This window comes from Shewanella sp. Arc9-LZ (assembly GCF_010092445.1).
In the GTDB taxonomy this organism is placed as follows: Bacteria; Pseudomonadota; Gammaproteobacteria; order Enterobacterales; family Shewanellaceae; genus Shewanella.
The window spans coordinates 4,477,047-4,499,637 of sequence record NZ_CP048031.1; the positions used below are offsets into that span (position 1 = coordinate 4,477,047).

17 protein-coding genes are annotated in these 22,591 nt (G+C 43.6%); 4 read left to right on the plus strand and 13 right to left on the minus strand.

All coding sequences use genetic code 11. The features are described from left to right. Positions 1-9 precede the first annotated feature (9 nt). From GUY17_RS19270 to GUY17_RS19280, 3 genes are all read left to right on the plus strand, one after another. Positions 10-2,490, plus strand: a complete 2,481-nt coding sequence (locus GUY17_RS19270) for an Ig-like domain-containing protein (RefSeq protein ID WP_162024050.1) — start codon at positions 10-12, stop codon at positions 2,488-2,490. Positions 2,491-2,781: 291 nt separating this feature from the next. Further along, positions 2,782-3,183 carry a hypothetical protein gene (locus GUY17_RS19275; protein ID WP_101087673.1) on the plus strand — a complete coding sequence of 134 codons (402 nt, stop codon included), beginning with the start codon at positions 2,782-2,784 and terminating at the stop codon, positions 3,181-3,183. Positions 3,184-3,520: 337 nt separating this feature from the next. Continuing rightward, a complete protein-coding gene (locus tag GUY17_RS19280) occupies positions 3,521-4,411 on the plus strand; it encodes a LysR family transcriptional regulator (RefSeq protein WP_217351058.1) in 891 nt (296 codons plus the stop codon). 38 nt (positions 4,412-4,449) lie between these two features. On the opposite strand, the gene GUY17_RS19285 is transcribed toward GUY17_RS19280, so the two are convergent. After that, positions 4,450-5,031: an aspartyl/asparaginyl beta-hydroxylase domain-containing protein gene (locus GUY17_RS19285; RefSeq protein WP_217351059.1), complete on the minus strand. Its 582-nt coding sequence runs from the start codon at positions 5,029-5,031 to the stop codon at positions 4,450-4,452. Between the two features lie 479 nt (positions 5,032-5,510). On the opposite strand from GUY17_RS19285, the gene GUY17_RS19290 reads away from it, so the two are divergent. Next, positions 5,511-6,023 (plus strand): hypothetical protein, encoded by a 513-nt coding sequence (locus GUY17_RS19290; protein WP_101087675.1) that lies wholly within the window; start codon positions 5,511-5,513, stop codon positions 6,021-6,023. A 178-nt stretch (positions 6,024-6,201) separates the two neighbouring features. Here the strand turns inward: GUY17_RS19290 and GUY17_RS19295 are convergent, their stop codons facing one another. The 12 genes from GUY17_RS19295 to GUY17_RS19350 form a co-directional block, all read right to left on the minus strand. Next, positions 6,202-7,347 carry an ABC transporter permease gene (locus GUY17_RS19295; RefSeq protein ID WP_162024051.1) on the minus strand — a complete coding sequence of 382 codons (1,146 nt, stop codon included), beginning with the start codon at positions 7,345-7,347 and terminating at the stop codon, positions 6,202-6,204. After that, positions 7,344-8,516, minus strand: coding sequence for an ABC transporter permease (locus GUY17_RS19300; RefSeq protein WP_162024052.1), 1,173 nt, complete (start codon positions 8,514-8,516; stop codon positions 7,344-7,346). The genes GUY17_RS19295 and GUY17_RS19300 overlap by 4 nt, the downstream gene beginning before the upstream one ends. Positions 8,517-8,528: 12 nt before the next feature. Further along, entirely contained in the window at positions 8,529-9,518 is a 990-nt protein-coding gene (locus GUY17_RS19305) for an HlyD family secretion protein (protein WP_162024053.1), read from the minus strand. Further along, positions 9,508-10,941, minus strand: coding sequence for a TolC family protein (locus GUY17_RS19310; RefSeq protein ID WP_101087679.1), 1,434 nt, complete (start codon positions 10,939-10,941; stop codon positions 9,508-9,510). The genes GUY17_RS19305 and GUY17_RS19310 overlap by 11 nt, the downstream gene beginning before the upstream one ends. A gap of 180 nt (positions 10,942-11,121) precedes the next feature. Next, complete coding sequence (tldD, locus tag GUY17_RS19315) at positions 11,122-12,570, minus strand: metalloprotease TldD (protein WP_162024054.1); 1,449 nt, start codon at positions 12,568-12,570, stop codon at positions 11,122-11,124. A gap of 95 nt (positions 12,571-12,665) precedes the next feature. Then, the gene (locus tag GUY17_RS19320) at positions 12,666-13,496 is read right to left on the minus strand and encodes a carbon-nitrogen hydrolase family protein (RefSeq protein ID WP_101087681.1); all 831 of its coding nucleotides are present in this window, start codon (positions 13,494-13,496) and stop codon (positions 12,666-12,668) included. Next, a complete protein-coding gene (locus GUY17_RS19325; RefSeq protein WP_162024055.1) occupies positions 13,420-17,736 on the minus strand; it encodes a YhdP family protein in 4,317 nt (1,438 codons plus the stop codon). Before GUY17_RS19325 ends, GUY17_RS19320 begins: the two co-directional genes overlap by 77 nt. Continuing rightward, complete coding sequence (gene rng, locus GUY17_RS19330; RefSeq protein WP_059747760.1) at positions 17,736-19,226, minus strand: ribonuclease G; 1,491 nt, start codon at positions 19,224-19,226, stop codon at positions 17,736-17,738. The genes GUY17_RS19325 and rng overlap by 1 nt, the downstream gene beginning before the upstream one ends. Positions 19,227-19,307: 81 nt before the next feature. Further along, entirely contained in the window at positions 19,308-19,895 is a 588-nt protein-coding gene (locus tag GUY17_RS19335) for a nucleoside triphosphate pyrophosphatase (RefSeq protein WP_101087683.1), read from the minus strand. 57 nt (positions 19,896-19,952) lie between these two features. Beyond that, complete coding sequence (gene mreD, locus GUY17_RS19340; protein WP_011639151.1) at positions 19,953-20,444, minus strand: rod shape-determining protein MreD; 492 nt, start codon at positions 20,442-20,444, stop codon at positions 19,953-19,955. Then, complete coding sequence (gene mreC, locus GUY17_RS19345; RefSeq protein ID WP_101087684.1) at positions 20,441-21,397, minus strand: rod shape-determining protein MreC; 957 nt, start codon at positions 21,395-21,397, stop codon at positions 20,441-20,443. Before mreC ends, mreD begins: the two co-directional genes overlap by 4 nt. Before the next feature lie 63 nt (positions 21,398-21,460). Beyond that, the gene (locus GUY17_RS19350) at positions 21,461-22,510 is read right to left on the minus strand and encodes a rod shape-determining protein (RefSeq protein ID WP_011639153.1); all 1,050 of its coding nucleotides are present in this window, start codon (positions 22,508-22,510) and stop codon (positions 21,461-21,463) included. Positions 22,511-22,591 lie beyond the last annotated feature (81 nt).

Consider the following 22,591-nt stretch of genomic DNA (forward strand, 5'->3'; position numbering starts at 1 on the left):
ATGTTGCTAATGCGGCTAAAAATGATGACTCGCACACTATTGTTATTATTAACTTCAGTGCTGTTATTTACAGGTTGTAACGGTGCCGCGGACGGCACCGATACTGACACACTGAGTGGTAATTATAGTATTACCGTCAGCTATCAAAATGTCGTCAATGGCCAATGTGATGCGAATACGGACTCACTGATTTTTGATCTTGATGGTAGCTTTTGTGCCATTGCACATCTCAAAATTGGTAGTACTAACGTTAGTGGAGCGCTCATTACTTTTAGCACCACCAATGCAACAATATCACCTACCACGGTGTTAACCTTATCTTCTGGTCTTGCGACAACTCTGGTCACATCAAGTAGTACCGACGCTGGCACGCTTAGCGCAACTTACTCTCCAAGTGATGCAGATGCTGTTAGTGCGACTCGCAATTATCAATTTAAAGAATATGACACCAGTGTTCCTGTCGAAGCAATTAAATTAACCACTTCTATAAGTGATGCAACTGGTCCTATTACTCGCTTTAATATTGATAAAACAGTTCAACTCAATGCCTTGCTTACTGACAGTAATAATCAAGCTATTGCTAACCAAATTGTGACATTCAATGCTGGTAGTGCTTCGTTAGCGCCAGCAACTGCACTAACAAAATCTTCAGGCATTGCTACGCTCAACTATACGCCGTCAGAGGCAGAGTTAGGTGCCAGTCTGTTAACCGTCACCACAGAATATCAAGGTAGTACTCTCACCAGCAGCAGCGCTTTTGAAGTGTTAGCGTCTGACGATATTGCCACGAATGGTAATGTTAAGATGGGCTCGTATAATGCTAATGGTGAGTTTGTTGAAAGTGAATTGGCGACAACGCTAGTCGCTACAACCGATGGCAGTTATAACATTAGCGCCGGTGGCACATTTGGGATTACAGCTACGTTAGTTACCGAAAACACCGATGGCACATTAACACGCTTGCAAAATCCAACCAGCATCAGCTTTAGTTCTGACTGCTCTACCAATGACAACGCCACACTTGATTCACCTGTCACTAGCTTATCAGGCTCCGCTAGCTCAACTTTTTCAGATGTCAGTTGTAGTGGCAATAGTGAACGTAATGACACCATCATTGCGACAGCAACGGTTAATGGCGCTAGTTTAAATGCAAGTTTGCCTTTTACCTTAGCCCGTCAAACATTATCTAATGTGAGCTTTGTGTCAGCTGACCCAAGCCAAATCCGTATCAAAGGTTCTGGTGGTACCGGTTCAACAGAATCATCGTTAGTGACCTTTTTAGTCACCAGTGCTAATGGCCAGCCGGCAGCACAACAAACGGTTAATTTCAGCTTAGACACCAGTGTTGGCGGTCTGCGATTTGCTAATGGTGAAGTGACCGACAGCAGTATTACCAATTCCCAGGGATTAGTCAGTGTGCGAGTGCAAGCTGGCACCATTCCAACCCCTATAAGAGTGGTGGCATCAACCACAGACGCCGACACTAACCAAACCATTACCAGCCAATCAGAACAGCTGACCGTCAATACCGGCTTGCCACAACAGCTTGGTTTTAGTATTTCAAGATCAAATGGCAACCCTGAAGCGGGCGACTTCAACGGCGAACAAGTTACCATTACAGCTTATGCCTCTGACAGTTTTGCAAACCCTGCACCAGACGACACTACCATCAACTTTACCGCTGAAGGTGGTCAAATTGAACCATCGTGTTCCATGGAAAACGGAAAATGTTCCGTCATTTGGACATCAACATCACCACGGGTAAGTGACCATCGTGTAACGATTATGGCTTATGCGCTAGGACACGAAACCTTCTTCGATACCAATGGCAACAATGTATTTGACGATGCTGATGGTGGCGTGGTTAACGGCTGCTTAAGCGGCACAACGTCAGTAGCATGCAGTGGCAACGGCATGGATGTAGAAACTTACCATGGCGGTGGTTTTGTTGACTTGCCAGACGCCTTTAGAGATGACAACGAATCTCGCACCCATGATTCAGCTGAACCGTACTTTAATATTCAAGCGAGCAACACATACCAATTAGCTGACGGTCAATTTAACGGCCCACAATGCCAAGGTGCATTATGTAATAGCACGGCTATGAGTACTTATATCCGTAAAGCATTAGTATTAACAATGTCAGGCTCTGATGCTAATTTTGTCATTAGCCAAGATGGCAGCTTGATTAATGATTACGACACTGATGTTCAACCTATTGCACTAGATGAAACGACAAAGTTTGATGTGGTAATCACTGATAGCGCCAATCAAATATTACCTTCTGGTACAACCTTAACCGTTACTAGCACCGAAGGTGAATTGCAGTTCTCTGGCTATACCGTACCTAACAAGAGTTCAGCAGGAGGAACATCAACCTCATTTACCTTGAAAAATAATGGTACACCAGGCACAAGCCAAGTCACACTGACAGCAACTACGCCTAAAGGTGTGGTCACTAAATTGATATTTGATGTGACCTTGTCATAAGCTCAATATTCTCACTCCTATAATATTTATCGATCCTTCAAGCCTGCTACTTCAGCAGGCTTTTTTATACTTGGCATTCACAAATATGTTGATACAATAAGACGTGCAATACGGTATTTAATTGATATATTGTTGAAATAAAAACTATTTTTGCTAGCTGACGTTATGTTCACGCCTTAAATAGTGCTCAACATTATGCGTTTCGATACCATCAATAGCATCTGTAAACAGGGCTAGTTTACTATTACGAGGGACCGATTTACGACTCTCGACGCATACTAAGGAATAATAATGCGCAAAATTTCTCTACTTCTTACTATAACTGCAGGTGTACTACTCACCGCTTGTGCCGCTAAACCACCAATCGTGGCTCAAAACAAAACGGTTGTCGTCAATGACCAAACTTTCGTGCTTGGCGGATCATATGATAAAGCAAATAATAAACTGCTATTGACCGCTAATGGTGACCCGATCATGCAGGGTCGATTCCCGCCAATGACGCCTACCCAAAATCTTAATGCAAACTTTAAAGATATGAAATTTAAAGGTGATTGTTATTTTGGTTCGGTACTCGGAGATCAAGGTGGAAGCTTTGGTATTGTTGCTAGCATTGTTCAATCAGCAAAATCGAGCACTGCAGATAAATGCGACATTTTTATCGATGGCACCAAGCAAGAAACACTGTACTTCTAATTAGACATATTAATTAAGCGCTAGCCCTGCTTACCTACCTATCTATTAATCCATTTCGTTATCTCAGTTGAGATAACGTAACATCAGTTAGCACCAAATTGGTGCGAACAAGGTTTATTCAGCACCAGAGCAACTCAATCAATTTTTATAAAATTAGTTAACACTATGTTTAAATTATATTTTAACTACTGGTCTAATCCTTGCTTTCTCTTCAAGAATAGCCCCTAGTCTCACTAAACTATTACTCAGTAGTCGACCCGCATGCATTACAGATGTCATCATAATTGATTATCATCAAGGGGAAGTGAGTTGATAAACTGTCCTTGTTGAGAATTGAATGATCCCTTTACACACCTCCATGCGCGGCCTACGTTGTTTTTGCGTCGCTGCTGAATGCTTAAGTTTTAAAGAAACCGCTAAAAGACTGTATCTAACCCCTTCGGCGGTAAGTCATCAGATTAAACAGTTAGAAGAATCTCTAAACCAGAGCTTGTTTATTCGTCAAACCCGCGCGGTGACATTGACCGAAGTTGGCGCACGTTTTTACCAGGCCATCGAGCCGGTAATGCAGCAATTAGTCAACACAGTCAGTGAATTTAACCAGTCAGACAGAATGCTCGAAGTCAGTATTTCAATGCCAGAATTCTTTGCCAGTGAACTGTTTATGCCTAAACTCATTGGTTGGTCATCTAAATATCCCACCATCAATCTTAAGCTCGAAACCATTAAGTCGCGCAGCGATACAATTAAGCACACTGATGTATCCATTATGCTCTCTGGTAAACAACAAACGAATGCCGATGTGTATGATTTATTTCCAATCACTTATATCCCTGCGTGTAATGCACAACTGCATGCTGAATTGTCTTCACAAGGTTTTAAAGCATTAACTAAGGTGCCATTAATATTGCATAAAGCTCGACCTTACGCTTGGCATCAATGGGCCGAAAATGTTGGCTTTGATGCATTTCAGCCTAAGCAGATAATTCAACTAGACAGTATGTTCAGTGTCGCCCGCGCTGCAGAACAAGGATTAGGCATTGCACTCATTCCATTACCCATCAGCCAAGCATGGTTCGATAATGGCACCCTTCTACCATTATTTCCTCATCCACTTTATAGCCATGATCGCTATTATTTGATCCGCCACACCAATGAACAACAGCGACCAGAAGTGCAATTACTGATCGATTGGATCCTCAAAAGTTTCCATGATGAAAGTCATTAATAATTAGAGTGATAATGACTTTATTACACTGTTTATTATCATTTCAATAGCTGTTCAGCGTATTGCCGAACGTCGTCTGGCATCATATCTTCTGTGAAGGAATAAATATCCGACCGAAGAAAATCCAACATTAATGTGGCACGATATTGAGCAGAATCATTCCAAGCTTCATGTTCAGCAGTATCATCAAATATTAAACATTTACCTTCTTCCCAATAACGGGTTTCGCTGGCAACACGAAGCCTGCAGTCAGGTGGCACCACTAATCCAAGATGTAAACGATATACATTATTGGCCCAACCGACATGTGGTGTTATATGCGTATGGGGGGCTAGTAGCGAAAAACCAGCGAGAGAAATGCCGCCGATGTTTTCAACGAGTTTCGCTGTTTGAGGGCATTTAACGCATGCACCTTCAACACGATTCCCAAGCGCATACAAGCCGAAGACACTCCAGCCTTGACCATGCATTTGTTGTTGAACCCATGGGTCAAACGAGTCATTTGGTAGTGCAAGAAATTCATCTCGAATTATTTCCCAATTAGCTTCAAGCTCTTTCACAAAAGAAAATTTAGAGGCTTCAATAAACATCATCATTAGTCCTAAATATACTATTAGCATTATCAGCCACATTTTGGGCTAAAAATCAGTGATCATTGCCAATAGTTTCTGGCCGTCTTTAATTAAGTATCAATTATAATCCTACATGCCCTATCTTATTGATGTAAAGACATTAAAATCTTAAGCAGTGCAGACGCAGACAGTATAAATAGACTTTGAATCATATCAATATGGCTTACACACTATCAGTATTAAATCCCTTGATACCGTTGAAGACTGTTTATAAAAGAATGTGTAAGTCGTTAAGGTTTCAGGTTCAATGAAAATTGTGGAGGTTAAAGAAAATCGTTGGATGACCATGTCATGAAACACATCGACGTTAATTGCCGCGGCCATTAATTAAACAAAACTATCACACCTCCCCATAAGTGAATTTTTTTAACCCATTAATGCGTTTTTTATCGTTTGTCGACGCTAGTCGTTTTGACTAAAGTTCACCTGTAGCGCGGCGCTACACAAACGTTTAAAGGAGCTACATCATGAAAAAGAGCATCGTTAATGGCCTAATTTGTGCCACATTAGTACTGACAGCATCGACTAGCGTAATGGCTGATGAGCAAGGTCAACAGATCAAAAGTAATGCCTACAAAATGGTATTAGTGGAAGATGTGCCTGGTGTTAACGCATTGCAGTCTGGTGATGTTGAAGCAGGCTTAACCGCTACTTTGTCTGCAAGTAAGTTCGCCGTGGATGACTATTCTCGCAACGTGAACTTATGCGCTGGATATGTGCAATTAGCTGATATGGAAAAAGCCCAAAAAGCCTGTAGTGCAGCCGTGAAAAGTGCTCGTACCCAAGTGGCGATTCCATCAATGACGGTTCGGGCTTATGCCTATAATAATCGTGGTGTAATGAAATTACTGAATAATGACAATTTAGGCGCATTAGCTGATTTTAAATATGCTGCAAAAGTCGATCACAGCGAGATATACCAACATAACGTTAAACGTTTAGAGGCAGCTTTAAACAATGCCCAAAACGGAATGATGTAATTGGACTCTGACCAAGAAACCGTCACGGTTGCCCTTTATCAGTCAACAATAAACCCCATAAAACAAATGAAATAGACAGGTCTATCGAGAAGATAACTGTCTATTTTTTTTCTCAGTGACAAACCTAGCTATAACGTTATTTCGATATGATAAAACCAGGCTAACTTCTATGGGTGTTTTATGATGCAACATCAATATTTTTCTGTTTCCGCCCAATAGCGACTATGGCCATCGTGACGAATACCGCAAACAAGCCCCACAATTGTAACCATTTAGGCATTACCGCCGACCAACCAGCTCCTAATTGATTTAACTCGAGCATCCCCATAATCGCTGGAACAGCTGGAATAACTTGAGATGCTAATACCAATGGCTCTGGAATTAATGCAATCGGCCACACAAACCCTGACACAAATAAAATCGGCATCGACACCAGTAAATACAATTGGGTAGGTAATTCTCGACGATTAAATAAACTGCTAAGATAAATACCTAACGATCCCGTGGCTAATAGAAAGGGCAACATAAATAGCCCAACTTCAATCACCGTAGCCACCACGCTTACTTTGTACCAATAAAAACAAAAACCTAAATAGAAACTACTAAATAGCGCGTAAATCATCATAAACACACTTAACCGTGCAAGCACCAAGGTTACTGGACGTACTTGCTGCCAATAACCGGGTTTGCGCCATTGGCCTGCGCCCAAAATACCGGTGCCAATTAATAAGGTTTGATGCAGAATTAATAAAAATAATCCCGGCACCACATACGGTGTGTAACCTAAACTGGGGTTAAACGCTGGAACTGAATTAATATTAATAGAATTAACCGCTTGCTGGGCAAGTTGGGGGTTTTGGCCCCGAGCCAATAAACCAATTAACTGCACTTGTTTACTGGCATCTATACCTGCTGACACTAAGCCTTCTACTACGGCTGAATAAATCAGAAAGTAACTCGCATCGCCGCCGTAACTTAATGTTGCACCCTTGCCTAACAACAAATCGCGTCTAAAGTTAGTCGGAATAACCAGTAAGCCGTGAGCTTTACCTTGATCGATCCACATTTGTGCTTGCTCAATACTGCTTACCTTAGCGAGTATTTTTATCTTAGCACTGGCATCTGCGTGGCGAGTCACCAACCTACTGAGTGACGAATTATCATGATCTACCACCACGACCTTTTGCTCTGTCGGCACCTGATTCAAATACGGTAACGGATACAGAACCGAGTAAAATAACACTCCACCAAATAGCGTCATCACAATCGCTTTGTCAGCCAATATAGCTTTGCATTCTGCTACGATTAATTGCCAGAAGTTCATCGGTTGACCTCCAGAGTAACCGGGTGACTAACATGACCCTGTGGCGGTATTTTCTGCGCGTGGCGGCCCAGCACATAAAGCAAAGGCAATAACAGTAAAAAGCCCCAATAAGAACTGATTTGAGTCAATACTTGCGGCAAGCCAACACCATAACTGACGACGCTGATATGAGAGTCTATATAGTGACTCGATGGCATCACCAATCGCCACCATTTAGCCAATAAGGGCATATCGTTTACCGGAAAGGTTATTCCCATAAACGCAAATGCTGGAGCAAATAATGCGGTACAGAAACTGACCGTGCGAGCACTGTCACGCATAATCATAAAAATAACCAACACTAACAACCACAATGCCATGAGCATGAATGCCTGTGCCAATAGCAATAACCATAGCGAACCCGACACGGGCAAAGCTAAATAGTGGTATAACCACACTAAAATAAAGCCACTATGAACGAGCATGATCGGACTATAAAATAACACTTTAACCCACACTTTTGGCCAAATGTTTCGGGCTAAATAATAGCGTTCACCTTGAGGAATAAGCTCCGCATTAACACTATTAACAAATACCAACATCGACAGTAATTGCCATAATGCAATCAATATAGGCGGGACTAAAAAACCAACATAGTTATTATTTCGGTTAAATAACGCCGTCGTTTGGTTACTAATAGGCGTTAAGCTCACATCAACGGTGGCTTTATTTGCGCCTTTAAGTAATAGGCTCTCCTTGCCAATTTGCGTTAACCCCTCTGCAAAGCTGAGTTGTAACTGGCTGGATAATAACTTACCTACTAACAAAAATTGGCTGTTATAGCGAATATCAATAGTGGGTTGTTTTGATGTGAGCAAATCTTTTCTGAGCTGGTAAGGTAAAATAACTAGCCCGTATACTTGCGCTTGACGCATAGCTTCAATCGCCGCAGCTTCATTGGCAAATGAACGTGGTGCAATTACGGCATTGGCCGATAATTGCCTTGTTAGCATGCGGCTAATTTGGCTGTTATCTAAGTCAACCACGGCAACAGGGAGCTGCCTTGGCAACCCCGCACTAAATAACCACCAAAGTGCGATCACGCTAATTAGCGGAATATAGCTCACCAAGGCAAGTTGCCATGGTGAATTCCACAACGCTTTACATTCTCGCCTGAATAAATGCCTCATCAGCAAGCCTTATTAATGTTCGGCAAGCTTGTCGGCACGAAACAATACCGACATACCAACTCGTAAATCGACAATCTTTTGCTTAGGTGTCAGTTCAACTTCAAAGGTACGCATATCAAAGTCATGGCCGCTCTCTGTCGAGCGCCAAGTGGCAAAATTACCCATAACACTAACGTGCGAAACGGTAAATTCAACTTGCTGCTGTAGTGCTGGAATATCTAACATGACGGTTTGGTCTTGTTTAAATAGCTTCAACAAATCTTCTCGAACTTGTAATACGGCCCACGCATCACTCATATCAATAATGCTTACCACCGGAAAACCACTCGGTGCAAGCTCACCTGCTTGTAATAATACTTCACTCACCTCCGCTTTTTTAGGTGAGCGCATTTGGCTGTCGGCTAAAATGGCATTGACCTCGTTAACCGCACCTTCTGCCATACGAGTTTTTCCTGCGGCTGCGGCTTTAGTTTCAACCCGCGCGCCTTCATTTGCCATTTGATACATAGCGTAAGCTGCTTGCTCGGTATATTTAGCCGCTTGCCATTGGGTATAAGCTTCATCGCGCTTTTGCCGTGCGACAACACCTTCATCAAATAAATTTTCAATTCGTTGGTAAGTTTTTAGGCCAAGTTCGGTTGCAGCCTTGGCTTTTAACCACTGCTCTTTAGCTGCGGTAACTTGTTGCTGCCTTGCGCCATTTTTAGCTTGTTGCTGCATAGCCGTTGCCGCTTCAAGGCCGCCTTGAGCCTGCAGTAACTTAGCATCTAATTCTGGGCTGCTGATGGCAAACAAAATATCATTCACATTGACTTGGTCGCCTTTGCGAACCAAAACTTGCTCAACTCGGCCAGGAACTTTAGACGAGATATTATATTCACGAGCTTCTATTTGCCCTTGCAACACTGTCGGTTGAGGCGTAAAAGCTAGCATGACACCGTACCCTAACAATAATATAACTAGCACGAATGCGACCACTGCAATAATCTTGTTAGCCCGCATAAGCAGCCCCTTGAAGTTGAGTTCGGTTAATAAATTCATCTACTTGACCACTAATGGCCATCACTTTGGCATAGGCTTGCATATAACGATATTTTGCACCTAATTGCTGAGTTTTCACTGCAGTTAAGCTCAACTCGGCATCGATTCGGTCAATTGAAGTGGATAAGCCTTGGTTAAAGGACAACTCTCGCAATCGTAAATTCTCGGTCGCCAATGCTAATGACACATCCAGCGCATCCGCTTCTTCTTTAGCTTGCAGCATTTGCCGATAACTCTGATCAATCAACAAACTTAAATCTTGTTTGGTTTGTGCTTTGGTGTAACGCGCTTGCAGTAAAGCACTTTTCGCCGCGAGCACTTTTCCACTGCGACCATCACGGCTAATAAGCGGTATGCTCATACCAACACCCACCATCCAGTCCGGCTCTACTTGAGAAAATAAGCTGTCATCTTCATACAAGGTGTAGTTGCCGTATAAATACACAGTGGGGTAGTAACTGCCCTTTTCTAAGTCGACTAAACCATTAGCTTGAGCTTCTTTAGCTTCGAGTAGTTTTAACGCCGGATGCTGAGTTAATGTCAGCTGGCTAAGGCGGGGCAATGAAGGTTGTTGTTCGAGTAAAAACAGTGCCGAAATAGGATCGACCGACGGTATATGTAACATTCTCGCTAGCGCAATTTCGGTCATTTCGTATTGACGCTTGGTTTTGCCCCAGTTGACTTTGGCATTTTCTAATGCGACCTGGGCATTTAAGCGTTCAACTTTGGCTATTTGGCCTTGTTGTTCTAATTTTTGGGCATGACTCACATGCAAAGTCAACGAGTCCACCAGCTGCTTTTGGGTATCTACTAAGGTTTTTGTCACCGATACTGCGTAGTAGCGATCAACTAACTGAAGAAATAACTCACGCTGAGCTAGGGCAAACTCTTGTTCTCTCTCTGAAACTTGGGCAGCATGTATTCCTTGGGCTGCAGTAATTTTACCACCGGTATAAATGGGCCACATGGCTTGTAAACTGGCACGAAACACATCTTGTTCGGTAAAAGGAGTGACAAAGAGAGAGCCTGGGATTTCAGCTAATGCACTACTAAGAGCTGCTGGTAATGTACTTGTGTCGAGAGTCGCTAATGGATTTAAGTCACGTAAATCAAGTTCGATAGGTTTTTCGAGGCGAGTATAGCTGCCAGCAATATTAAGCGATGGGTAATTTAACGCATCACCGGCATCCTCTTCCGCTTTGGCGCGGTTGACTAGCTGAGCTTTAGCTTGAAGCTGATCACTCACTTGCGCCAATTGCTGCCAAGCATGACTAAAGGTAACGGGTTCAGCAAAAACACTAAGATGGACAAATAAAACACTGAAACACAGAGTAAAGTTCACTCGTCTGCGACAATATGTACTGATATGACGTTGTGCAACCATAAACACCTCTAGAGTTAATACTCTAATTCCTTGATGAATTATAACGTAATTCCGTTATTATCACAGCCACTAGATCATAACGTGCATATTCACTCACATAAGATAGTGATCACAGTGTAGATCACCATAACTCACTGAGCATAAACACTCAGTGAGTGACCAACACAGTAAAAGTTAGTGTTAAGCGGTACCACCAACTGTTAGGCGATCAATTTTTAGAGTAGGCTGACCCACACCAACGGGCACGCTTTGTCCGTCTTTACCGCACACGCCAACACCTTTATCTAAGGCTAAGTCATTACCTACCATTGAAATGAGTCCCATAGCTTCAGGGCCATTACCAATTAAGGTCGCGCCTTTAATCGCCTGAGTCACTTCACCGTCTTCAATCAAATAGGCTTCAGAAGCCGAGAACACAAATTTACCTGAAGTAATGTCGACCTGTCCGCCACCAAAGTTAGGCGCGTAAATGCCTTTTTTAACCGACTTAATAATGTCGGCTGGATTTGACTCACCTGCATTCATATAGGTATTGGTCATGCGCGGCATAGGTAAATGCGCATAAGATTCACGGCGACCGTTACCTGTAGGCTCTTGCCCCATTAAGCGGGCATTTAACTTGTCTTGCATGTAACCTTTTAAAATACCGTTCTCAATTAAGGTGGTTTTTTGGCTTGGCACGCCTTCATCATCGATGCTCAATGAACCGCGACGATTTTCTAAGGTGCCGTCATCCACGATGGTCACTAAGGTAGACGCCACCTGCTGGCCCATTTTACCGCTAAATGCACTGCTGCCTTTACGGTTAAAGTCGCCTTCTAAGCCATGGCCAACTGCCTCATGCAATAAAACACCAGGCCAACCATTACCTAACACCACGGTCATTTCACCGGCAGGTGCATCAATAGCGTGTACATTAACTTGAGCTTGGCGTACCGCTTCGCGGGCAAACTCAAAACTCTGCGGTAAGCCAGCTTCATCGGTGGCTAAAAAGGCGCTGTAATCGTGACGACCACCGCCACCAGCACTGCCACGTTCGCGCTTACCTTTGTCTTCTAAGATAACACTACAGTTAAAGCGTACTAATGGACGAATATCTGCTGCTAATGTGCCGTCACTGGCGGCTATCAATATTTCTTCATGTACGCCCGATAAACTTACGACGACTTGAATAATACGGCTGTCGAGACTACGAATATAAGCATCGGCTTGCTTTAACAAATCGATTTTCTTCACTTCGTCCATAGCCGCTATTGGGTCAGCACTGTCATACAATTTATGGGCTGTTTGGCGCTTAAAAGCTTGTACTTTATGTTGCTCACCAGCACTGGCAATTCCGCGGGCAGCTTTTGCTGCTGCATCTAAAGCTGTTGGGGTGATTTCGTCAGCATAAGCAAAACCGGTTTTTTCGCCGGTAATAGCGCGCACACCTACTCCACGTTCAATGTGAAAGCTGCCTTCTTTTACAATGCCATCTTCTAATACCCAAGACTCATGACGACAAGCTTGGAAATACAGGTCTGAAAAATCGATATTGTGTTGATGAATGGTATTTAAGTAACCTTGCAGTCCATCTAAGGTTAATCCATCTTGCAATAAACTCTGCTCTACTTGGGTTAAAAATGGCATTAAAACTCTCTTTTTTAATTGGTAACGCGTACTGCGAATTTGGTTTCTGTCAGGCTCGTTCAGTGTTATTTCAACCAGTATTATTTAAACCAGTATTATTTCAACTGCGGTTCTATAAATCGATTATGGCCTATCACTGGCATTTGTTGACGAATACGCCGTAGTTCCGTTAAATCGACTTTAGCTTGTACCCAGCCGCATTCAGTGGCTTGTTCTGCAATCACTCGGCCCCATGGGTCGACGATCATACTGTGACCCCATGTTTCTCGACTGCCCTGGTTATGTTGTCCCCATTGGCCCGCCCCCAACAAATAACATTGAGTTTCAATGGCTCGGGCTTGTAATAACACCTGCCAATGCGCTTCACCAGTGACTTTGGTAAAAGCAGAAGGTAACGCAATATAGTCTGCTCCCGCTAAACGCAACGCTCGAAACATATCGCCAAAACGGATATCGTAACAAACGGCTAAGCCGACTTTGCCAAAAGGGGTGTCTATAACACAAATGCTATCACCGGGATGAAAGGTATCACTTTCACGATAAGTCTTGGTGCCATCTGCCACCTCAACATCGAATAAATGCAGTTTATCGTAATGACCTAGGGTGACGCCATGATCATCAAAAAAATAACAGCGGCTAAAGACTCTACCATCATCAGCACGCATGGGAATGGTGCCGGCAATAAAATACACTTGGTATTGTTTTGCCATTGCAGCTAATGCATCTTTAAGCTCACTTTGATGCTCGTTGCCAGCATGTTCAAGTTGCTGGCTTTCATGGCCACCAAACAATAAACAACACTCGGGCAACACCACTAATTGCGCTTCATCGGCCTCGCGGGGTAAGTCTTTAAGCTGCGAGTCGACAAACGCGAGATTGGCTTTGACATCGCGACTGCTTTGACATTGTAATAAGCTGATTTGCATTTCTCACTCCTGGTAGCATAACGACATTAGTTGCTGGCTCGGCTAAAGTTTTGCGCATTCGATCAACTTCAGTGTCAGTCGCTGACGGTTGATTTGCATCAGATGAATTATCGATATCTGGCATAAGTTGCGTGGATGGCGAACTTCTTGGTAGCGATTTATCTTCCGCTTCACGAGCGTTATCGCCACGCTGAACATCTGCCTCAACGTTATTTTCTGCTTTACTGTCTATGTTAGCTTTAGTTTCTACGTTAGCTGTAGTATCTATGTTAGCTTTGGCTTTAGCTCCAATAGTCGTCTCTACACTGGTCTCGTCCGCTTGCGGTAAAATTGCTTTAGGTATTTCGATTTCTTTACTCTTACGCTCAAGCTCTTCTAGCTGCGGGTTGTCCATGGTACCGGTGACTCGGAATCGAATTTCAGAGATAACTTCAATAACCGGTTCTAACACTTTCGTTAGGGCAAACGCGCCTAAACCTAGGGTCCATGCACTCGTACTCAATAACACCACGGTTGGCACACTTGACGCAAGTTGCGGCACAAAACGAATGTCATAATTTAAGCTTTGGGTGGTTAAGTCGGTGTAGCCTCTAACTCGCATATTACCAGCAATAGCATCCATTTCAGAATCAGTGGTTTTAACCACCCCATTATCAATCGTCAAGTTTCCGTTAAATGTATTGAAATATAAACCTTCGCCAAACACGTCCGAAAAATCTAACGATAATTTGCGCAACAACGAATCTAAACTAAATAACGAAAACACTCGGGCACCTTTATCACTAATCTCCGATAAATGACCTTTGCCCAAATCAAACTTAAGTTGGCCGTTTAAGGTGTCGAGGGCGAAGTGATAAGGTGCGCCTTGCCAAGATAACTGACCGGAGAGGTCCAGTGGTGCATCTTGCAATCCCGGGTTTATTTTTAACATCGTCGATAAGTCATCAAACTTGTCAGCCTGTAAATTAACCTCAAACAGGGTTTTATCGATACCATTTTCAACAGACCATAAACCGTTGGCCTGTAATGCTACCGTCGGTTTTGTGATGGAAACAGTTTGAAATTGGTAGCCTTGTTTATGTGGTAAGCCTTGCAGCACTAAGTGACCTAGTGATAAATCATTAACGCTAAAGTCATCAACATCTACAGCTAAAGTAGGCAGATTCTCTAGCATCGACGTTGGCGCTAACTCAACGGTTTCAGGGCCACTCACTACCGGGAATAAATGCAGCTTTTTCGCGACCACTTTGATGCCTTGATCGCGCCAGTTAGGATAAAAATCGATACGTCCCTCAAACTGCTGCGAATCAGCGTCAACGCGCCACACATGTTCAGTGGGTTGAGCATCAAAATGCAATTTATCAAATGATTGCCCCAATACATTTAATTGAGCGATGTTGGCATGAATACCGACTAATTTAGGGAATGCGGGGGCTGTAGCGTCAATCGAAGAGGTGGCATTATGTTGTGCTGTAGCGCCAGGTAGCTCTGCAGCCGTTAAGATGCGGTCGCGTACCGATGAGGTGATCACTTCAGGTTCTGAGGTGGCACTAAAGCGATTAATGAGCGGGAGCCACTGCGCTAAATCCACTTTTGGCAAGTCTAAATGTAGATGTCCTTGTTGCTTATTTAAGTTGTCACCTAGTCTAAAGTGGCGACCAATCATGACATCATAATAGGCAAGCTGACTGCCGCTATCAGCATTAAATCCTCCCCAAAACTCCAGATCATTGCCCAGTTTAATGCTCAATGATGATTGTTTGTTATCGCCAATAAGATCCGCACTTAGCTTTCTGGGCTCGTCTGCAGATTTTTGATAAGGCATCGGTAAATCCAATAACGTACCGATAAGATCGGAATTAGCAGAGACTTGTAAGCTGTAACCACTGGGGTCAAAAATCATGGTTAGCCCGCCGTTCCAGTCTAGCTGCCCATGGTACGTTTCCGTCATTGGGTTATGTAAACTGGCAGGCAGAGCATCAAGATCCCATTTGCCACGCATATCGACATTCAATGCTAAATTGCTGTTGTGTTTACCGGTCTTTACGCTAAACGTTAACGGCTGTTGAAATAATCTGGCCTTAATATTCTTACCTTCAATCAATTGATTTACAAAGCTCACTTGCCCTGACACAGCCTGTAAATCTAAACCAGGCGAGTTAATAAACACTGGGTTATTATCAAGTGTGACTTGGCCTTTAATCAATTGTTCACCCCCTTTATATAAGGGAATGGAAAGATCTAATGTGGTATTAATATTTCGCTGAATTTGCACCACATCTAACGTTGCCCCAACAGAACCCCGCAATGAAGAGGCATTAATCACTTTGGTGGCGGCTTGTGCATCGGTGGTGATATCTGCTTCTACTCTTAATAAAGATTCTTTACCAAGATGTGGAATAGAAACTCGCGCACCGTCCACCACCACGTTATCGAGTTTGCCCTGATCAATATGCAAATCCATCATGTCATTTTCAAATAATGCGGAAAGCGTGAGCGAGCTAACGGCAGGCCAATTTGGTTGGAATTTAAAGATTCCGCTATCAAGGGTAAAGCCAGCTTGAAATACTCCACTGCTATCTTGATAAGGATAATCGCCTAATGCACCATGCCAAACGACTTGTGCATCGTTTATATTCCCAGCCACTAAACCGTCATTCAGGTAGTCGATTAAATTGGGGCTCATCGCCATTAATGGAAAATACCGCCCAAGATGAGAGACATCATTAATAGTGACATGAGCAGCTAAACCCATATGTGTCTGCTGGGAAAACTCAAGATTCAAACCTGCTTGCAGGGCAATATCATCATTAATAAATTCAATATTAGGTACTGTTAAGCGTTGTTGTTCGACATTATAACGCCCCATAATTGGGCTGCCACGCAGCACAATTGGTTGACCAAAATCACCGCTAAAATCGAGCGTATACTCCTGCTCTGGTAAGGCAAACTCGAGTTGATTATTGGCCCAGGTTAATTGAGCATCAATAGGGCTAATACCAGGTACTGACAGATAAGGTTGCCACTGTAATTGCTGTAACTCGACCTTGGCGATAAGGGGTTTGTCGTCCGGTTTATACAGCCTAATCGGCCCAATTAGCCCTTGAGGGTTGAGTTGTTGCCAAATATTCACTTGCTGCTTACCCAAATCGGGCACTAGCGGCAACATTGGGGTTAAGTTCGCTGGAATAATCTGGTTAGCGTAACCAAAAAAGTCACCCTCGCGAGTGCCAATTGCCAGCGTTAATGATGGCCAAGTTTGATCATTGGTCGATAAATCTAAATCGTGGCTGTCTATTTTCCAACCATCGGGTTGTAGAGTCCATAGCAATGAACCTGAGTTAATTGCAAATTTTTGCTGGGTGTCTGCATCGTGCCATTGTAACCAGCTGGGTTTAAAAACCAATATGCCATCACGAATTTGACGATGAGCAAATGTCATCCACGCATCGAGGTTTATCACGCCTTGAAATTCAATATTATCAGTGATTGTTTGAGCGGTATGCTGCCTTGACGCCCATTCACCTAGGTCTAATGAGTCTGCGGTAACATAAAGCTGGCCTGCTACAGTATCGGGTTGATAACCATCCCCTGTAAGGTCAATGCGTAATGTTAATTGCTCTTGCTCCGACTTAAGCTGATCGACGTGGATAATACCTTGCGCTTGGTGACGATTAGCCGTGTTTTGCCATAGCAGATTATCGATAAAAATCGGCTGGTAAGCATGTTGTTTACTCACCAGTTGTAAGGACGCGTCGGTAATTGAAAAATGTCCCAGCTGTTCTAATAACAGACCATATAACCAATCAAGATTAGCTTTATCGCCCACTGTAGCCTGCTCATCACTAGCCGTTAACTCATCAAGATTTAACGCGACTTTAACGCCATCAAATACTACCGTTTCAATCTGTGGGCTCAAGGTGAAAAGCGATTGCCAAAAATCGAGTTTGATATGCACATTTTCGCTGATAACGGTAATCGGTAAGTTATCTTGTGGCGGTAAGACTAAATTATTAACGGTAAGTGCTGGCCCAAAAGCTTGCCATTCTGCACTCAGTTTATCCATCTGCACATGCAGTTGGTATTCACTTTCAAGATAATGGATTAACTCAGTACGTACTTCAGGAATATGGGGCAATAAACCACGAATAAGGCTCACAACCAGTGCAAAAAGCACCAGCGCGATAGCCAAAATTTGCCAACATAATCTGTTGATAGTTACTGCCTGAGTTGTCGACACTACATCATCACCACATCATATTTACTTTGAATGTATAACGGTTCATTTTGCAAACGAATACGCTTACCAATGTAGACTTCTAATTCTGCCAGCAAATGCGATTCATCACCACTAAAGCTCATATACACCGCCGGCGAGCAATACAGTAAAAACTCATCGGCTTTGTATGCTCGGTCTAAACGGATAATCTCTCGAAAAATTTCATAAGACACGGTTTCAATCGTTTTCATGGTGCCGGTGCCTTTACAGGAAGGGCATTCACCACACACCACATGCTCTAAACTTTCGCGAGTACGTTTACGGGTCATTTCCACTAAACCTAAGCCCGAAAAACCACTGACACTGGTTTTAACGCGATCTAACGCCAATGCAGCATTTAAGCTTTCTAGCACCCGCGCTTGGTGTTCCTTACTTAACATATCGATAAAGTCGATAATGATAATCCCACCCAAATTGCGTAACCGTAGTTGCCTTGCAATTGCTTGAGTGGCTTCGAGATTAGTATTGAAAATGGTTTCTTCTAAGTTGCGATGGCCAACAAATGCGCCGGTATTGATGTCGACGGTAGTCATGGCTTCAGTTTGGTCAATAATTAAATAACCACCAGACTTAAGCTCAACTTTACGGCCCAAAGCCCGTTGAACTTCGTTTTCAACATCATACAATTCAAAGATAGGTGCGGGGCCGGCATAATGTTCAATTTTATCCGCAATTTCAGGCATAAACTCTTGCACAAACTGTTGCAGCTCTGCATAAGTTCGACGCGAATCGACTTGAATATGGTCAAGCTCAGTACCGACAAAATCACGAATGATCCGCACTGGTAAGGCTAAGTCTTGATACAGTAAAGTGACGCCTTTACGCTTACGACGCTCGCTGACTTTAGCCCACACCCGGCGTAAAAAGGCCGCATCTTGAGCAAGTTCATCTTCACCCACATTTTCAGCCGCGGTACGAATAATAAAGCCGCCGTCATCATCAACATAAGGAAGAGTAATATTTTTAAGGCGTTGACGTTCATCTTCAAGCTCAATACGTTGCGATACGCCAACATGACTAGAACCAGGCATAAAGACTAAATAACGTGAGGGTAAGGTAATGTCAGTCGTAAGGCGGGCGCCTTTGGTACCGAGTGGGTCTTTGACCACTTGCACCATAATGTCTTGCCCTTGACGCACGAGCTCAGCAATATCACGCACCACAAAGTTGCCTTTTTCGACATCGGCAACACATTCGGTATGAGGAACAATATCTGAGGCATGTAAGAAAGCAGCTTTATCTAAGCCAATATCAACAAACGCGGCTTGCATACCTGGGAGGACACGGCTGATTTTACCTTTGTAAATATTGCCGACCAAACCTCGCTTCATGCGACGTTCAATATGCACCTCTTGTAAAACACCATGCTCGACTAATGCAACACGCGCTTCTGTTGGCGTGACATTGATAAGTAATTCTGTGCCTTTTTTACGTTGTGCTTTTATGTTCATAAGCCACCAGTATTCGGGTCATGCTCCAATCGTAATATTGACAGCAGTTGTACCACCGTAGATGACCGATTAAAGCAAAGGTTAAGTTTGCTGCATCATGCAGGCTAATAATTCACGTGTTTCGACTAACGGCAAACCAACCACTGCAGAGTAACTGCCAGTAATCGATTTAACAAAACAACCACCCAGAGCTTGTATACCGTAAGCACCGGCTTTGTCCATCGGTTCACCTGAGGCAACATAAGCATCTATGTCTGCTGCAGACAATTCACAAAAGCTCACTTGGGTACGGCATAGTCGGTTAAAGGTGTGTTCACCGTCTGTTAACGCTACCGCGGTCATCACTTCGTGAGTTTGACCGGATAATAATGCCAGCATACGTTTGGCATCATTTAAATCTGTTGGTTTACCTAATATCAGGCCATTTAACACCACTATCGTATCTGAACCCAGAACTTGAGGCTTAACCACATGACCGCTAAGCACTAGGCCCGCTTGGGCTTTTTCAAGTGCGAGACGACAGACATATTGCTCTGCCGTTTCAGTCAACAAAGGTGTTTCATCAATGTTGGGTGCGACAAGCTGAAACGAAAAATCGAGATGACTAAATCCCGCTTGCGCCAATAATTCTTTTCTTCTTGGTGATGTTGAAGCCAGTACCCATGCCATCGGTTATTTACCCTAATTAGTGTACATTAAAATCATACTCACTTTAGTGCGTAAGGATTAACGTACTTTATAATGGCGGCGCATATTGCGTAACACCCAAAACACCCACCACCAAATAAATAAACTCGAAATAGCGGGTAAAAACATGTCCACATTAAATGGGGCTGCGCCTACAACAACAAACTGCACCCAAAATATCACTGCATGATAAATACAAATAAAACAAGCAACCAGTAACGACTGTTGCCAGCGAGGATAGTTACGTAACTGTTGGCACAACAACACCACAATATAAATCACTAATGATAATGCTAATGAACGGATCCCTAGATGAGCGCCTAACAACACATCAAGCATCACCCCTAACAACCACGCAGTGAGAATACTGTAACGATGCGGTAGCGCCATGGCCCAATACATCATCACCATCAATAGCCAATCCGGTCGCCAGGCTTCTACCATTTTTGGCAACGGCATAATCTGAAACATCATCCCGATGAATAAGGTCAGCCATACCACTAAGCGACCATTTGCAATATGTGCGCTCATTGGTTTACCTCGCTTGTTACTGGTGTAGTGGTTGTTTCTACGGGTTGAGGTTGGGGCGCTGAAGAATTTGCAGTGGCAGCGGCTTTATCTGCCGCTTCTTTTATTAACTCTTGTACGTCATTAGGCAGCGTAAACGGTTTGGTTTCATCAGGCCAAATCAGTAACACGTATCGAATACGATCTAGCGCTGCCAAAGGCTGAGCATAAATTACGGCATAACTCTGGCCATCATCACGCGACACGCTAATAACGCGCGCGACAGGATACCCTTCAGGAAAACGATTACCCAGCCCTGAAGTGACTAATAAATCACCCACTATAATGTCAGTGCTTTTCGCCACATGACGTAGTTCAATTTGATCAATATCACCCATGCCATTCGCAATGGCCCGCACATCGTTACGGGTAACACGTACCGGAATACCATGAGTGGTATCGGACACCATCAATACTCGACTGGTAAACTCACTAACCTCCACCACCTGTCCCACAACGCCCTGGGCATCAACCACAGGTTGACCAACATAAATGCCGGTTTGTGAACCATGATTTAACACCACAAATTGACGAAATGGATCACTGGCCACTTCCATCACTTCAGCCACCATTTTACGAGAATCCATGTGCACAGGCGAACCGAGTAATGCACGTAAACGCTCATTTTCTTGGCGAACATGCTCAAAACGTTGTAAACGTTCTGACATAACCAGTTGTTGGCGTAACAGTTCTTTGTTTTGCAGTTCAAGCATATTGCGGGTGGCAAAAGCCTCGGCTGACCAGTCGAGCATCACCCCTGGTACATTGGCTAAATACTGTAGAGGACTTAATACTGAGGATAAAGATTGGCGTATTGGATCAAGGCGATTATTGGTCATAAGTAATGCCACCGACAAAATAATTGCCAGTGTCAATCTAAATTGACTCGAGACGCCACGAACGAAAATTGGTTTCATAAATTGTTCGCAACTTTGTTAACCCATAAAATGCCATTAACAAAGCCGCTCAGCAGTTGATAATTAGTTCTCTTCAGAGAACAAATCACCACCGTGCATATCAATCATTTCAAGAGCTTTACCACCACCACGAGCAACACAGGTCAGTGGATCGTCTGCGACCATAACTGGAATACCGGTTTCTTGCATTAATAAACGGTCTAGGTCACGAAGTAATGCACCACCGCCAGTTAATACCATGCCGCGCTCAGAAATATCTGACGCTAGCTCCGGTGGTGATTGCTCAAGGGCAACCATTACCGCGCTCACAATGCCAGATAATGGCTCTTGTAATGCTTCTAAGATTTCATTGCTGTTTAAGGTGAAACTTCTTGGTACACCTTCAGCAAGGTTACGACCGCGCACTTCAATTTCAAGTACTTCGTCACCAGGGTATGCTGTACCAATAGTATGTTTAATACGCTCAGCTGTTGCTTCACCAATTAAACTACCGTAGTTACGGCGAACATAATTGATAATGGCATCGTCAAACTTATCTCCACCGATACGCACTGATGAAGAATACACCACGCCATTCAATGAAATAATCGCCACTTCGGTCGTACCACCACCAATATCGACAACCATAGAACCGGTCGCTTCAGATACTGGTAAACCCGCACCAATCGCAGCAGCCATTGGCTCTTCGATTAGATAAACTTCACGAGCACCAGCGCCCATCGCTGATTCGCGAATAGCACGGCGTTCAACTTGAGTCGCGCCTACCGGAACACACACGAGTACGCGAGGACTAGGACGGAAGAAACTGTTGTTGTGCACTTGTTTGATAAAGTGCTGAAGCATTTTTTCGGTAACATAAAAATCGGCAATTACGCCGTCTTTCATTGGACGAATAGCTTGAATATTACCAGGCGTTCTGCCTAGCATTTGTTTTGCCTCTCTACCGACTGCAGCAACTGACTTTGGTCCATTGCTATTGCGTTCGCCGCGAATGGCAACCACTGAGGGTTCGTTCAACACGATGCCTTCATCGCGAACATAAATAAGAGTATTTGCCGTACCTAAATCGATGGATAGGTCGTTAGAAAAAATGCCGCGCAGCTTTTTGAACATGTATCAGGCCTGTATTCTGTGAAATCAGAAGAAGAAAAATCAGCTAACTTTATCAATGACACCCCCATTCTACAAGACCGA